The organism is Streptomyces radicis, from assembly GCF_003626575.1.
GTDB lineage: Bacteria > Actinomycetota > Actinomycetes > Streptomycetales > Streptomycetaceae > Streptomyces > Streptomyces radicis.
The window spans coordinates 74,506-88,013 of sequence record NZ_RBDY01000018.1 but is presented as its reverse complement, the minus strand read 5'-3'; the positions used below and the strand labels follow the sequence as shown (position 1 = coordinate 88,013).

Sequence of the window (13,508 nt, the reverse complement as noted above, 5' to 3'; positions counted from 1 at the left end):
GGCGGGCGCGCGGCGGTGCGCCCGTAGGGGTGACGGGCGGGGTGACGGGCGGCGCGAACGGCGTGGCCCCGGGGGCGGCGGCGGTGGCGCGGACCGACACTCGCGGCGCGGCGATCGCGCCGCACCCCCGTCCGACGCAGCCGCAAGGAAAGGCCGCCCCCATGTCCCACCACCTCGACTCCCCCCAGGCCCTCGACGACGCCCGCCTGGACATCACCGACCTGTATGTCTTCCGCGGCGAGACGGGCACGGCGTTCGTCCTCGACGTCTGCCCTTCGGCCGCGGGGCAGGACGCGCCGCGGGGCTTCCACCCCGAGGCGATGTACGAGATCAAGATCGACTGCGACCACGACGCGACCGAGGACCTGACCTACCGCTTCACCTTCGGCGACCGTGACGCGCGGGGGCGCCAGGAGTTCGAGATGCGCATGCTGACGGGGGCGCAGGCGCGGGACGCGCGGGCGTCGGGGACGGTGATCGCGGGGGGCTTCACGGGGGACTCCGTGACGGCGGACGACGGCCTGCGGATGTGGACGGGCCGCGCGCACGACCCGTTCTGGATCGAGCCGACGGTGCTCAAGGCCGTGGGGGCGGCGTTCGCCCATGGCACCCGCGTCGACCTGTCGGGGTGGAGCCCTTCGTCGGCGACCAATCTCTTCGTGGACAACGAGGTATACACGATCGTGCTCGAGATCCCCGACGAGGCGCTGCTGCCGGTCGCTGGCGCGGACCGGCGCATCGACGTGTGGGGCCTGACGAGCCTGGCCACCGACGCGGGCGGCTGGCGCATCGTCAATCGCTATGGGCACCCGATGGTGCACCCGCTCTTCGCCCAGGAGAACGGGGAGTTGGGCAACCGGCTCAACGCGACACTTCCCGCCGACGACATCAAGGTCCACGGGGAGACAGTGGCGAACATGGTCGCCGGGGTCGTCGCCGCCTATGGCACGGCCGACGACCCGGCCGCCTACGGCAAGGCGTTCGCCGCCAGGATCTTCCCCAACGTGCTGCCCTACGCCGTCGGCAGCGCGGCGATCTACGGCTTCGCGTGCTGGAACGGCCGCGCGCTCACGGACAACGCGCCCGACGTGATGTTCTCGCTCGCCGCCAACACGCCGCTCGGCATCGGCCTCGACAAGGGATCCACCTCCGCCCACCCCTCCCCCACGTTCCCCTACGTCCCCCGCATCGACTGACCCCGCGGCTCCCATCCCCGGGGCGCGCGCCCCGGGGGTGCCGTCGTGGTGGGTGACGGGTGTGCACGAGGCGTTGACAAGCGGGTCACATGCTTTAAGTTCCCTTACTGCGCCTCGCAAGAGATTGACGTAAACAACTCAAAAATCTTGATGTCTCTTGCAAGTTCGCGGCAGTGGCCCCCATCCGACCTGCGTTCGGGACAGAGGACACCATGAGACGCACACACCACAGCCGACGGCTGGTCAGTGGCATGGTCATGACCGCCATGCTGGCCTTCGGCCTGCTGCCCACCGCCGCCTCGGCGGCCCAGGACGTCAACCTGGCGCTCGGCAAGCCGATATCGGCCTCGTCGACGACCCAGGGCTATGTCGCCACCCACGCCAACGACGGCAGCCTCACCAGCTATTGGGAGTCGGCGGGCCACCCGTCGACCCTCACGGTGGAGCTGGGCACCGACGCCGACCTCGACTCGGTCGTGGTGGGGCTCGACCCCGACCCGATCTGGGGCCCGAGGACCCAGAGCATCGAGATCCTGGGCCGCGCGCGTGACGCGTCGCAGTTCACGTCGCTCGAGGCCAGGGCCGACTACTCCTTCAGCCCCTCGGGCAACCAGAACTCCGTCACGATCCCGGTCGCCGGGCGCGTCGCCGACGTCCAGCTGCGCTTCCACGGCAACACCGGCGCGCCCGGCGGCCAGGTCGGCGAGCTCCAGGTGTTCGGCACCCCGGCGCCCAACCCGGACCTGACGGTCACCGACCTGTCGTGGACGCCGGAATCCCCGCTGGCGAGCGACGAGATCATCGTGCACGCCACGGTGGAGAACGCCGGGAGCGCCGCCGCCGCTGCCACCACGGTGGAGGTCAGGATCGGCGGCGCGGTCGCGGGCAGCGCGCCCGTCGGGCCGCTCGGCCCTGGCGAGTCGGCGACCGTCCCGGTCGCCGTCGGGCAGCGCGCCGAGGGCAGCCACGGCGTCTCGGCCACCGTGGACCCGGACGACGACGTCGTCGAACAGGTCGAGACGAACAACACCCTCGCCGCCGACGAGGACCTGGTGGTCGGCCGGAGCCCGGGGCCCGACCTGACGGTGCTCGGCATCGCCGCCAACCCGGCCAATCCCGCGGCGGGTTCACCGGTCTCGTTCACCGCCGAGGTGCACAACCGCGGCACCACCGATGTCGCCGCCGGCACCGTGACGCGGCTGACCGTGGGCGGCACCACGCTCAACGGCACCACACCGCGCGTCGACGCGGGCGGGACCGTCGCCGTCGCCCTCGGCGGCACCTGGACCGCCACCGACGGCGGAGCGACCCTGACCGCGACGGCGGACGCCACCGATGTGGTCGACGAGACCGACGAGTCCAACAACGTCCTCACCGAGGCGATCGTGGTCGGTCGCGGGGCCGCGCTTCCGTATGTGGAATACGAGGCGGAGGCGGGCGAGTACACCGGGGAGTTGCTCCAGGCCGACCCTGAACGGACGTTCGGGCACACCAACTTCGCGTCGGAGTCCTCGGGGCGTGAGTCGGTACGGCTCGACGCGGTGGGGGAATATGTCCAGTTCACCTCGACGGCTCAAGCGAACGCGATCGTGGTGCGCAATTCGATCCCCGACGCCCCCGGCGGGGGCGGGCAGGAGGCGACGATCAGCCTGTACGCGGACGGTGAGTTCGTCCGCAAGCTGGAGCTGTCGTCCAAGCACAGCTGGCTCTACGGCAACACGGACGATCCCGAAGGACTGACCAACACGCCGCAGGCGGACGCGCGGCGGCTGTTCGACGAGTCCCACGCGCTGCTCGACGAGTCCTATCCGGCGGGGACGACGTTCCGCCTCCAGCGCGACGCCGGTGACAATGCCTCGTTCCACATCATCGACCTGGTGGACCTGGAGCAGGTCGCCCCGCCGAGCGCCAAGCCCGCGGAGTGCGTCTCGATCACCGAGTACGGCGCGGTGCCCGATGACGGGAACGACGACACCGCGGCGATCCAGGCCGCGGTGACGGACGACCAGAACGGCGTCATCGACTGCGTGTGGATCGGCCCTGGCCGGTGGCGGCAGGAGCAGAAGATCCTCACGGACGACCCGTTGGACCGGGGCCCGTTCAACCAGGTGGGCATCAGGGATGTCACGATCCGCGGCGCGGGCATGTGGCACTCGCAGCTGTACACCCTCACCCCGCCGCACGAGGCGGGCGGGATCAACCACCCGCACGAGGGGAACTTCGGGTTCGACATCGACGACAACACCCGGATCTCCGACCTGGCGATCTTCGGCTCGGGCACGATCCGCGGCGGCGAGGGCGGCGCCGAGGGCGGGGTGGGCCTCAACGGGCGCTTCGGGCAGGACACGAAGATCAGCAATGTGTGGATCGAGCACGCCAACGTCGGGGTCTGGGTCGGCCGTGACCACAGCAACATCCCCGAGCTGTGGGGCCCGGGCGACGGGGTGGAGTTCTCCGGCATGCGGATCCGCAACACCTATGCCGACGGCATCAACCTCACCAACGGCACCAGCGACTCCACGGTGGTCAACTCCTCCTTCCGCACCACGGGGGACGACGCCCTGGCGGTGTGGGCCAACCGCTATGTGCGTGACCCGGCCACCGACATCGGCCACGACAACACCTTCCGCAACAACACCATTCAACTCCCCTGGCGGGCCAACGGCGTGGCGATCTACGGGGGTTATGGCAACACCATCGAGAACAACGTCATCTCCGACACCGCCAACTACCCCGGCATCATGCTGGCCACCGACCACGACCCCCTGCCCTTCTCCGGACAGACCCTGATCGCGGGCAACGAACTCCACCGCACCGGCGGGGCGTTCTGGAACGAGGACCAGGAGTTCGGCGCGATCACGCTCTTCGCCGCGGGCCAGGACATCCCCGGCGTCACCATCCGCGACACCGCGATCCACGACTCCACCTACGACGGCATCCAGTTCAAGACCGGCGGCGGCAACGTTCCCGATGTCACGATCGAGAACGTCACCATCGACCGCTCCACCAACGGCGCGGGCATCCTCGCCATGAGCGGCGCCCGAGGCAACGCCACTCTCACCGATGTCACCATCACCGACTCCGCCGACGGTGACATCGTCATCCAGCCCGGGTCGCAGTTCCGGATCGACGGCGCCCCGGCCGCCGCCTCCGATCCGGCGGCGGGCGACCGGCCCGTCAACGGGGCGACGACGCAGGCCGGTTCGGCCAGGGCCACGCGGCGCGGCCGCCGCACGACCACCTGACCCGAGGCCCGTTGAACCAACGACTCGTCGTCGGTTCAACGGGCCGCCCGTCAACGCCCCACCCGCACACGGGCCATACGAAAGCCCCGCCGTGGGGACGACGAGGCTTCGACTCGGTGGTGAACAGGGGCAGCGGTTCGGCCGCGTCAGCGGCGTAGTTCGCCACGCTTGAGGGTTTCGACGAAGCCGTCCCAGCTATCGGCCGAGAACGTCACCGCGGGGCCGCTCGGCGCCTTGCTGTCCCGCACGGGAACGACGCGCGCGATTCCTTCCCCAACCTCCAGGCAGTCTCCGCCGTTGGTGCTGTAACTGCTCTTGCGCCACGTCACCGGCAGCGCGTCAGCGTTGGTCAACGGTCCAGCTCCTTCATGTGGGCGCCGATCAGATCGGCCGACGCTTTAGGTGAGAGGGCCACGGCCCTGGGTGAAGAGTGCCCCACCCTTGAGCGCGATCATGAATCCGTCCCACTGATCGCCTGAGAAGACCAGGGCCGGGCCCATGGGGTTCTTGGAGTCCCGCACGGGAACGGCATGTGTGATCCCTTCTCCGATCTCCACACAATTGCCGCCGTTTGTGCTGTAGCTGCTCGTCCGCCACGCGGTGACGGTCAGCGTTTCGGCGCGGTTCATCGGTCTCGTTCCTCCAGGTGCCTGCCGATCAGTTCGGCGGTCGCGTCGTGCGACAGGGCGGCAGCCCTAAGAAGATCATAGGCATGGCCACCGGCGGCTACTTCGGTCGTGTCGAGAGCCATACGGCCCTGTGAGAAGCCGTCCACGTAGAGCACGTCAGCTCCTTCGTCGAACCCCAGGAGTGTGAACGGCCCGGCCAGCCCGGCATGGGCGACGACCGTGCGGGGGACCACCTGGATCACCGTTCGAGGGTCTTGCCCGGCTGTCAACAGGCGCTCGAGTTGGGTGCGGAACACGTCAGGGCCGCCGATCGAACGCAGTAGGACGAACTCATCCAGGACGAACCATGTACGCGGCGGAGTCTCCTTCTCGAAGACCTCCTGACGCGTCATGCGTGCGGCAACCAGGTCATCAAGGTTGTCAGGGCGTACCGCGCTGAGCATGGCCCGCGCGTAGTCCTCCGTCTGGAGAAGCCCCGGAATGATCTGACTCTCGAACACGCGCATCGACGTTGCCTCTTGCTCCAACTCGACGTACGGCAGGAACCACGAGGGGTAGGCATACCGGATCACCAGCGGGTACAAGCGGCTGAAGTGCCCGCCCGTGCCGAACGCCGCGTCGAGGTCACGCGCAAGATCCTCGGACGGCACGCGCTTGGCCGCCTCCACCTTGCTGAGCATCGACTGCGTGGTGTGCGCCTTCCTGGCTCCCTCCTCCTGGGACAGCCCCGCATCCTGGCGAACCCTGCGTAGCTCTGATCCGAAGAACGCCAGCAACGAGGACGCGGGATCGGGGAACTCCTCCGCTTCAACGGTCACGTCAACTCCCTCCGATATGACTGTGCCGCTGGCATGACTCACCGTCATGACAGCGGCGCAGTCATGGCGTTGTGCCTGTTCAGCGTACGCGCGCCGGGCAACCCTTGTCATACAGACAGTAGTTGCCGCTCGAAAGAGCGACGAGACGCAAGAGGTTCCCCATGGTTCGTACCCCCGTGACGCCCCCCGGAGACTCGTACGTGGCTCTTCCATCGACTCGGGGCAACGTGGCCCACGTGCTCATCGACGGCCCGAACGCAGGGAAGGGACTGGTGCGGTGAGCGCCCCGCCCCAGCCTGCCGGGGGGCAGCGGGGGCAGGGACGGCAGGGGGACGAGACGGAGATCAGGAACGCGCTGCGCGACTTGTTCGCGCTTCTGGGGATCGGCGCACTCGTCCAGGTCGGCACCGTGAGTGTGCAACGAAGCATCGTCATCAGTCCGTTGACACTCGGCGATGCCCGCAGGCTGGTCGAAGCGCTTGATTCGTGCGAGCGGACACAGTCGACCCCCGGCAGGGGGTACCGACCGTGACCGAGAGCTGTAGGCATCGGGAGCTGGAGACGCGCAGCGACGGCGGAACGTACTGCAAGGGATGCCACGCCCAAATCTATCTGGCGCAGAAGAGGGTTTCTTGATGCGCACGTCCGCCGAATTGGTGCGCGCCGGGGACCTGATCGAGATCAAACAGAAGTCATACAGGGTCCGATGGCGCACGAAGTCGCACCCGAAAAGCGTTCGTATCATCTTCTGCACGGGAGAAGAGATAACTCTTCGACGGGTCACGGAAGTCGACATTGTCGGGTGGGCATGGGATTCCACTCCGCCGCAGAAGAGGAGGCACAGCCGTGGACGAGGGACACGGCACGCCCGCCGAGCTATGAGGACTTGAGCCCGCCGCAGCGGGTAATGGCACGCGCCTGCCGAGCCCCGCACCATCCTGGACGTCGCATTCGCGTGCATCGAAGTCCGCGCGGTGCCGTGTGGGAGACTGCGGGGCATGTCGACCACTCGTATGGCGTTCGAACAACTTCCGTCTGTGGTTATCAGTGCCGTTGAAGAACGCACCGGACCCGTTCTCAAGACCGAGTCCGCAACCGAGGGACGGAACAGCCAGGTCGGGGCGCGTGTCCATTCCGAATCGGGGGTCTGCTTCATCAAGGGACTCCGCTCGGATCACACATGGGCATGGACGCAACGCCGCGAGGCAGATGTCAACCCCCATATCCGGAAAGTCGCCCCGGCGCTGCTCTGGGAAGTCGAAACAGACGGATGGCACCTACTGAGTTTTGAGGCGTTGGAAGGACACCACGCGGACTACTCGGCGGACTCACCGGACCTGCCACTCGTTGCTGACGCGCTGTGTCGATTGGGTCGGATTCCCTGTCCCGACGTCGAATTGCGAAGGGCCGAGCAGCGTCTGGCGAAGTACGTGAACAACACCGGAGATGCCGAGCAGTTCGCCGGAAACTCACTGCTGCACACCGACATGAACAATGCCAACGTGCTCATCGACGGGCGGGCATCCCTTGTCGACTGGGCGTGGGCCACTCGCGGAGCGCCATGGCTGGACGCGGCCTACTGGGTGATATGGCTCATGGCGGCGGGCGGTCACACCGCCGCATCGGCCGAACACTGGGCCCGTCGGATTCCCGCGTGGCACGCGGCCCCCGGTGTGGCAGTCAATGCCTTCGCCCAGGCCCATGCGAATCTCTGGGAGGAGATCGGCGGAGATGAGCCGGACCCCTGGACGGCTCGGATGGTGCGGGCGTCCCGTGAGTGGGCCCGCCATCGGAGCACTGCCCGTGCCATGGCGCGCCAGGTGCGATGAGAGAGGCAACGCTCCTTCCCCGCACGGGTGGTGACACGGCGACGCGCGGTTGGTTGGATGCGGCCATCGCCTTCCGGTCGAACCCAGGAGCGTCCCGTTGCGCCTCTCACGCCGTGCCCTGCTGTCGGCCGTCCCCGCCGCGCCTCTCCTGGCGGGGGCGCTCAACTCCCCCGCCCAGGCCGCCCCGAGAGGCGCGGACCACGAGCGGATCCTCGCCAACACCGTGGCCCTGCTCGCCGGAACGCCCGAGTCCAACGCCCGCCCCGAGACCGCCGCCAAGCTCGCCGCGATCGACACCACCGCGCGCGACCGGCTCGCCGCCCTGGACGCGGCGGGCCCAGGCGAGCTGTTCCTCGGCGTTCCCCTGGGCGAGAACGACGCGCACCTCACCACGTCGTTCCGGTACCTCGCCGAGATCGCCCTCGCCACCCGCGTCCCCGGCGGCCCGGCCTCCGACCTGCCGGGCAACACGGCCGTGCGGAGCCGCGTCATCGACGCCCTCGCCTGGCTCCACGCCACCCACTACGGCGACCAGTCGACCGGCTACTACGGCAACTGGCACAACTGGGAGATCGGCATCTCCACCCACCTCAGCCGCGCCCTGGTCCTGCTCGCCGACGACCTCGCCGCCCAACGCCCCGACCTGACACCGGCGTTGGTCGCCACCATGGACGCCTACCTGCGCAACGGCGAGGACGGCGACGTCGACCTGGACTCGCGCTTCCACACCGGCGCCAACCTCGCCGACATCACCACCAACCGCGTCCTCCAGGGCGCCGTCCTCGACGACGCGGCCCGCGTCACCAAGGCCGTCGCCGACCACCTCACCGTCTACGCCACCATCGACCCCTATGACCTCAGGCATGGCGTCACCGACGGCTTCTACGCCGACGGCTCGTTCATCCAGCACGCGTCCGTCGCCTACACCGGCTCCTATGGAACGTCCCTGCTGACGCGGGTCGTTCAGACGATCAAGATCCTCCAGGGCACGGGCCATGGCCCTGAGGACGGGTTGAACGGGCTCGTTTCCACCGTCACCGGCTGGCTCGCCGACGGGTTCGCGCCGGTCATCCACGAGGGCTGGATGATGGAGCTGGTCAGGGGCCGCGCCGTGTCGCGGACCACGACGGGCTACGCGGCCGTGGCGACCGTCGTCGAGGCCGTGGTCGACCTCTCCGCCCACGCGACGGGCGCCGAAGCGGACGCGCTCAAGGGCTATGTGAAGCATGTGCGGGAGACCTCGCGCGCGCCCCTCGACCCCACGGCGTTCCTCTCCCCGGTCAGCGTCGGCCGCTACGCCGACATCCTCGCCGACGCGTCGATCCCCGCCGCCGACCTCAACCCGCCCGCGCGGCACGCGGCGTTCAACGCCATGGACAAGACCGTCCACCGGCGCCCCGGCTACGCGTTCGCCCTGGCCCGCAGCTCGTCACGGATCAGCAAGTACGAGTACATGAACGGCGAGAACCTGATGCCCTGGTTCCAGGGCGAGGGCGCGCACCACCTCTATCTCTCGGGCCAGGACCAGACGTCGGGCCATGGCACGGCGTTCTACGCGACCGTCTCCCCCACGCGCCTCGCCGGGGTGACCGCTCCTGTCGAGGAACGGCGCACGGTGCCCGAGCTGTACGGGGGGTTCTGGTACGACAACCCCGAGGCGGGCTTCACGTCCTCGTCCGAGGCGCAGAACACCTATGTCTACTTCCCGCGCGGCACCCACCCGTTCTCCGGCGGCGCCCGCCTCGGCGCCTATGGCGTGGCCGGGCTCGCGCAGTCGCAGGACGCCGCGTACGCCGCCGCCCAACAGGGCCTGCTCCCCCCGGACTTCGTGGTGCACCGCAACGCGGAGGCCACCAAGTCGTGGTTCATGTTCGACGACGAGATCGTGGTCATGGCCGCCGGGGTGGGCGACCCGGCGGGGCGCGCGGTGACCACCACGGTCGACGCCCGCGTGTCCGAGCCCGCCGACGAGATCGTGCTGAGCGGGCGCCTGGCGAACGGCGACCGCTGGTCAGGCACGGGCGACCGCGCCGCGCCTCTCGCCTGGCTGCGCTGGGCGAACGCCACCCGCGCGACGGCGGTCGGCTATGTCTTCATCGGCGGCGAACGGCGGCCCGCCGTCACCCTCGACACGGTCACCCGCAGCCTGCGCGCCCTCCGCGCGGCCAACCCCGACACCCCCGTCACCCGCCGGGTGTTCTCCCTGACCTTCGAGCAGCCCCCGGGCGACCGCCCCCGCGCGATGGCCTGGGCGCTGGTCCCCGGCGCGAGCGAGCGGCGGCTGCGCGCGTACGCCCATGGCCCGCTGGCCGTCCTGTCCAACACGACGCGCCTCCAGGCCGTCGAGCACACGGGCCTGCGGCTGCTCGCCGCCAACGCGTTCGCCCCCGGCACCCACCGCGCGGGCCGCCTGAGCGTCGAGGGCCCGGCGTCCGTCCTGCTGCGCGAGGCCGACGACGGCACGGTGTCGCTGGCGCTGGCCGACCCGACGACGGAACGCGACCGGGTGGCCGTCGTCCTCCGGGGACGGCGGCTGCGGCCCGTAGATGTTGACGCGGGGGTGACAGTGCGGGGCGTGCCCGGTGGCACGCGGATCGAGGCGGCGACGGGGCGGGCGTATGGGCGGAGCCTTGTCGCTCTGCTGCGTGAGTAGGGCGTCCGGCCGGTGGCCGCCGCTCGTTCAGCCACCGCCGGTGGTGACCCGCACCGTGTTGGACGCCGGGCCGTGGGTGAACGCGCGGACGCGGTAGGAGGCCGTCTTCTCCTCGGGGAGGGTGATCAGGCCATAGGAGTTGACGTCGGGGTCGATCAGGGCGATCGGGCCGTAGAACGGGGCGCCGCCCTCGACGCGGGACTCGAGCAGGAAGCCCTCCTCGTCCACCGCGCGGTCGGTCCACGTGAAGTGGATGCCGTTGGCGTGCTTGATCTCGGCGGCCAGGTCGGTGGGGCGGGCGGCGTCGGGGCTGCTCAGGGGCGCGCCGTGGACCGTGGCGCCCTCCCGGGTGACGGGCTCGAGCCACGTGTGGTCGGCGTTCTCGTCCTCCTCCGTCAACTCGCCATCGGGCAAGGCCACGTCGACCGACTCCGAGGCCGGTCCACGGAAGGTCACCAGCCGGTAGTGGAACGGCGTCCCCGGCATCAGGTCAGGGTGGCGGTAGGTCGTCACCTCGGGCGGGAGGTACTGGAGCGGGGTGTAGGGGCCGCCCTCCTCCGTGGCGAACTCCAGGACCCAGCCCGCCACTTCGGCGCCTGCCTCCCAGCTGAGGTCGATGTCGGTGGGCGTGGTGAGGGTGGCCGTGAGCGTGGGACCGCGCTCCCCCGCTGGTGGCGGCCCCGAGCAGGCCGCCACCAGCAGGGCGAGCGCGAGGAGCGCGAGCGGGAGGGCGCGGCGCGTCGCGGCGCTCACCTCCGCCAGAAGTGGACGCCGCTCCAGGTGACCGTGGCAGGTCCCGCGCCGCTGTTCGTGCGGTAGGCGCCGAACTTGTCGTAGAAGCTGCCGCCCGGGCTCGCGTAGGTGTGGACGCGGGAGCCGTTGATATACGTGCGGTGCTCGCTGCCCACGTCGTGCACGGTGTTGACGCGCACGGTGGCGCCGACGGTGCCCGCGTTCGAGAGCGTCTGGCCGCCGTGCACCGCGTAGAGCCTGCCGCCGCGCTCGACGGCGAGCATGAAGTACGGCCCCGAGCCGGACTCGTGGAACGTCTGCTTGAGGCTGATCCGCGTGCCGCTCATGCTGTCGACGCGGAACGAGCCCTCGAACTGGCGGCTGCCGCCGGTGTAGGTGTCGTAGCGGCGTTCGGCGCGCTGGTCGCCGCTCGCGGTGGAGCACGTGAGGCGGAACGTCAGCCCGTCGACCTGGCCGCAGCCGCGCTCCTGGACGTTGAACCCCGGCGAGGTGGAGGTCCATCCGCCGGGCTCGACCTCGGCGGACGCCGGGCCCGCGGCGAGCAGGGAGAGGGCGCCCGCGGCGGCGAGCACGGCGAGCGTTCGGGGACTTCTGCGCATGCGTCACTTCCCTGGTGGTGGAGGGTGGAAGTGAGGGGACCGTAGGTCCGCGCCCCTGGCCCGTCAAGGGACGTCCTGGCGTTTCCGCAGGTCAGGGGGAATCCCGGGAAACGGACGCCCCCTCACCCTGGATCGGAAGCCGACGCCGTTCACCGGCGAGCGCCGCGGCCACGGCGTCTTCCCGCCGCCCGAGCACCCTTAGGATGTGTCGCACCGGCTGGGGCCGGTGCGACCAGAGGGGTGGCCGAGAGCGTCATGAACGGGAACGCAGCCGAGATCGTCCGGTGGAGCGCGGCGCGGATCGCCGCCGCCGTCCGGGCCGGGGATGTCTCAGCCGTCGAGGTGACGCGGGCTCATCTGGCGCGGATCGAGGCGGTGGACGGGAAGGTCCACGCGTTTCTGCACGTGAACGCCGAGGGCGCCCTCGCCCAGGCGCGCGCCGTGGACGCGCGCCGGGCGGGCGGTGAGCGGCTCGGGCCGCTCGCGGGCGTCCCGTTGGCGCTCAAGGACGTCTTCGCGACCCGGGACATGCCCACGACGTGTGGCTCCAAGGTCCTGGACGGCTGGGTCCCGCCGTATGACGCGACGCTGACGCGGCGGCTGCGGGAGGCCGGGGTGGTGATCCTCGGCAAGACGAACATGGACGAGTTCGCCATGGGCTCGTCCACCGAGAACAGCGCGTACGGCCCCACGGGCAACCCCTGGGACCTGTCCAGGATCCCCGGCGGCTCGGGCGGTGGATCGGCGGCGGCGCTCGCCGCGTTCCAGGCGCCGCTGGCGATCGGCACCGACACGGGTGGCTCGATCAGGCTGCCCGCCGCGCTGACCGGCACGGTGGGCGTGAAGCCGACGTATGGCGCGGTGTCGCGTTACGGCCTCGTGGCGTACTCGTCGTCGCTCGACCAGGGCGGCCCTTGTGCCCGCACGGTGCTCGACGCGGCGCTGCTGCACGAGGCGATCGCGGGGCACGACCCGCTGGACTCGACGTCGATCGACGCGCCCGTGCCGCCCGTGGTGGCGGCGGCGGGGGCGGAGGAGATCCGCGGGGTGCGGGTCGGGGTGGTCAAGGAGCTGGCGGGCGAGGGGTATCAGGCGGGCGTGGAGCGGCGGTTCGGCGAGGCCGTCGAGCTGCTCACCGCGCTCGGCGCCGAGGTGGTCGAGGTGTCCTGCCCGTCGTTCGACGACGCGCTCGCGGCGTACTACCTGATCGCGCCGAGCGAGGCGTCGTCCAACCTCGCGCGCTTCGACGCCATGCGGTACGGGCTGCGGGTGGGCGACGACGGGGCGCGCTCGGCGGACGAGGTGATGGCGCTGACGCGGGAGGCGGGGTTCGGCGCCGAGGTCAAGCGCCGCATCATGCTGGGCACCTATGCGCTGTCCTCCGGGTACTACGACGCGTACTACGGCTCGGCGCAGAAGGTGCGGACGCTGATCGCGCGGGACTTCGACGCCGCGTTCGCGCGGGTGGACGTGCTGGTGTCGCCGACGACGCCGACCACGGCGTTCCCCCTGGGCGAGCGGGTGGACGACCCGGTGGCGATGTATCTGGCGGATCTGTGCACCATCCCGGCCAACCTCGCCGGGAACGCCGTGATGTCGCTGCCGTGCGGCCTCGCGCCCGAGGACGACCTGCCGGTGGGGATGCAGATCTTCGCGCCGCCGATGGCCGACGACCGCCTGTACCGGGTGGGCGCGGTGCTCGAACGGGCGCTGACCGAGCGGTGGGGCCGCCCCCTGCTCGACCGCGCCGCCCAGCTGTGAACCAGCCGTCACCGCGAGGCGTCGC

General features: G+C 70.4%; 10 protein-coding genes. 5 read left to right on the top strand and 5 right to left on the bottom strand.

What is annotated here, in order from left to right; genetic code table 11:
- The first annotated feature begins 161 nt into the window (after positions 1 to 161).
- The gene (locus D7318_RS21590; protein WP_120698788.1) at positions 162 to 1,196 is read left to right on the top strand and encodes a DUF4331 family protein; all 1,035 of its coding nucleotides are present in this window, start codon (positions 162 to 164) and stop codon (positions 1,194 to 1,196) included.
- 257 nt (positions 1,197 to 1,453) lie between these two features.
- Positions 1,454 to 4,441 (top strand): CARDB domain-containing protein, encoded by a 2,988-nt coding sequence (locus tag D7318_RS21585; RefSeq protein ID WP_413470605.1) that lies wholly within the window; start codon positions 1,454 to 1,456, stop codon positions 4,439 to 4,441.
- A 146-nt stretch (positions 4,442 to 4,587) separates the two neighbouring features.
- Here D7318_RS21585 and D7318_RS21580 read toward each other — a convergent pair whose 3' ends face one another.
- From D7318_RS21580 to D7318_RS21570, 3 genes are read right to left on the bottom strand one after another with little or no spacing between them, the layout of a single operon-like run.
- Positions 4,588 to 4,794 (bottom strand): DUF397 domain-containing protein, encoded by a 207-nt coding sequence (locus D7318_RS21580; RefSeq protein ID WP_120698785.1) that lies wholly within the window; start codon positions 4,792 to 4,794, stop codon positions 4,588 to 4,590.
- 45 nt (positions 4,795 to 4,839) lie between these two features.
- On the bottom strand, positions 4,840 to 5,070 hold the full coding sequence (locus D7318_RS21575) for a DUF397 domain-containing protein (protein ID WP_120698783.1): 231 nt from the start codon (positions 5,068 to 5,070) through the stop codon (positions 4,840 to 4,842).
- Entirely contained in the window at positions 5,067 to 5,888 is an 822-nt protein-coding gene (locus D7318_RS21570; RefSeq protein WP_120698781.1) for a helix-turn-helix domain-containing protein, read from the bottom strand. Before D7318_RS21570 ends, D7318_RS21575 begins: the two co-directional genes overlap by 4 nt.
- Before the next feature lie 998 nt (positions 5,889 to 6,886).
- Between D7318_RS21570 and D7318_RS21560 the strand changes: the two genes are divergently transcribed.
- Positions 6,887 to 7,717, top strand: coding sequence for an aminoglycoside phosphotransferase (locus D7318_RS21560; RefSeq protein WP_120698778.1), 831 nt, complete (start codon positions 6,887 to 6,889; stop codon positions 7,715 to 7,717).
- Between the two features lie 97 nt (positions 7,718 to 7,814).
- Positions 7,815 to 10,370 carry a polysaccharide lyase family 8 super-sandwich domain-containing protein gene (locus D7318_RS21555; RefSeq protein WP_120698777.1) on the top strand — a complete coding sequence of 852 codons (2,556 nt, stop codon included), beginning with the start codon at positions 7,815 to 7,817 and terminating at the stop codon, positions 10,368 to 10,370.
- A gap of 27 nt (positions 10,371 to 10,397) precedes the next feature.
- Here the strand turns inward: D7318_RS21555 and D7318_RS21550 are convergent, their stop codons facing one another.
- Both D7318_RS21550 and D7318_RS21545 read right to left on the bottom strand, forming a co-directional pair.
- Positions 10,398 to 11,123, bottom strand: a complete 726-nt coding sequence (locus D7318_RS21550; protein ID WP_120698775.1) for a fibronectin type III domain-containing protein — start codon at positions 11,121 to 11,123, stop codon at positions 10,398 to 10,400.
- Positions 11,120 to 11,722: a hypothetical protein gene (locus D7318_RS21545; protein WP_120698774.1), complete on the bottom strand. Its 603-nt coding sequence runs from the start codon at positions 11,720 to 11,722 to the stop codon at positions 11,120 to 11,122. The genes D7318_RS21550 and D7318_RS21545 overlap by 4 nt, the downstream gene beginning before the upstream one ends.
- A 255-nt stretch (positions 11,723 to 11,977) precedes the next feature.
- Here D7318_RS21545 and gatA point away from each other — a divergent pair, with 255 nt between their 5' ends.
- Positions 11,978 to 13,483 carry an Asp-tRNA(Asn)/Glu-tRNA(Gln) amidotransferase subunit GatA gene (gene gatA, locus D7318_RS21540; RefSeq protein ID WP_120698841.1) on the top strand — a complete coding sequence of 502 codons (1,506 nt, stop codon included), beginning with the start codon at positions 11,978 to 11,980 and terminating at the stop codon, positions 13,481 to 13,483.
- Positions 13,484 to 13,508: the final 25 nt, after the last annotated feature.

Bases quoted from the DNA above. Each gene is read 5' to 3' on its own strand.
- D7318_RS21590 (WP_120698788.1), top strand. From the start codon at position 162: ATGTCCCACCACCTCGACTCCCCCCAGGCCCTCGACGACGCCCGCCTG.
- D7318_RS21585 (WP_413470605.1), top strand. From the start codon at position 1,454: ATGACCGCCATGCTGGCCTTCGGCCTGCTGCCCACCGCCGCCTCGGCG.
- D7318_RS21575 (WP_120698783.1), bottom strand. From the start codon at position 5,070: ATGAACCGCGCCGAAACGCTGACCGTCACCGCGTGGCGGACGAGCAGC.
- D7318_RS21560 (WP_120698778.1), top strand. From the start codon at position 6,887: ATGTCGACCACTCGTATGGCGTTCGAACAACTTCCGTCTGTGGTTATC.
- D7318_RS21545 (WP_120698774.1), bottom strand. From the start codon at position 11,722: ATGCGCAGAAGTCCCCGAACGCTCGCCGTGCTCGCCGCCGCGGGCGCC.
- gatA (WP_120698841.1), top strand. From the start codon at position 11,978: ATGAACGGGAACGCAGCCGAGATCGTCCGGTGGAGCGCGGCGCGGATC.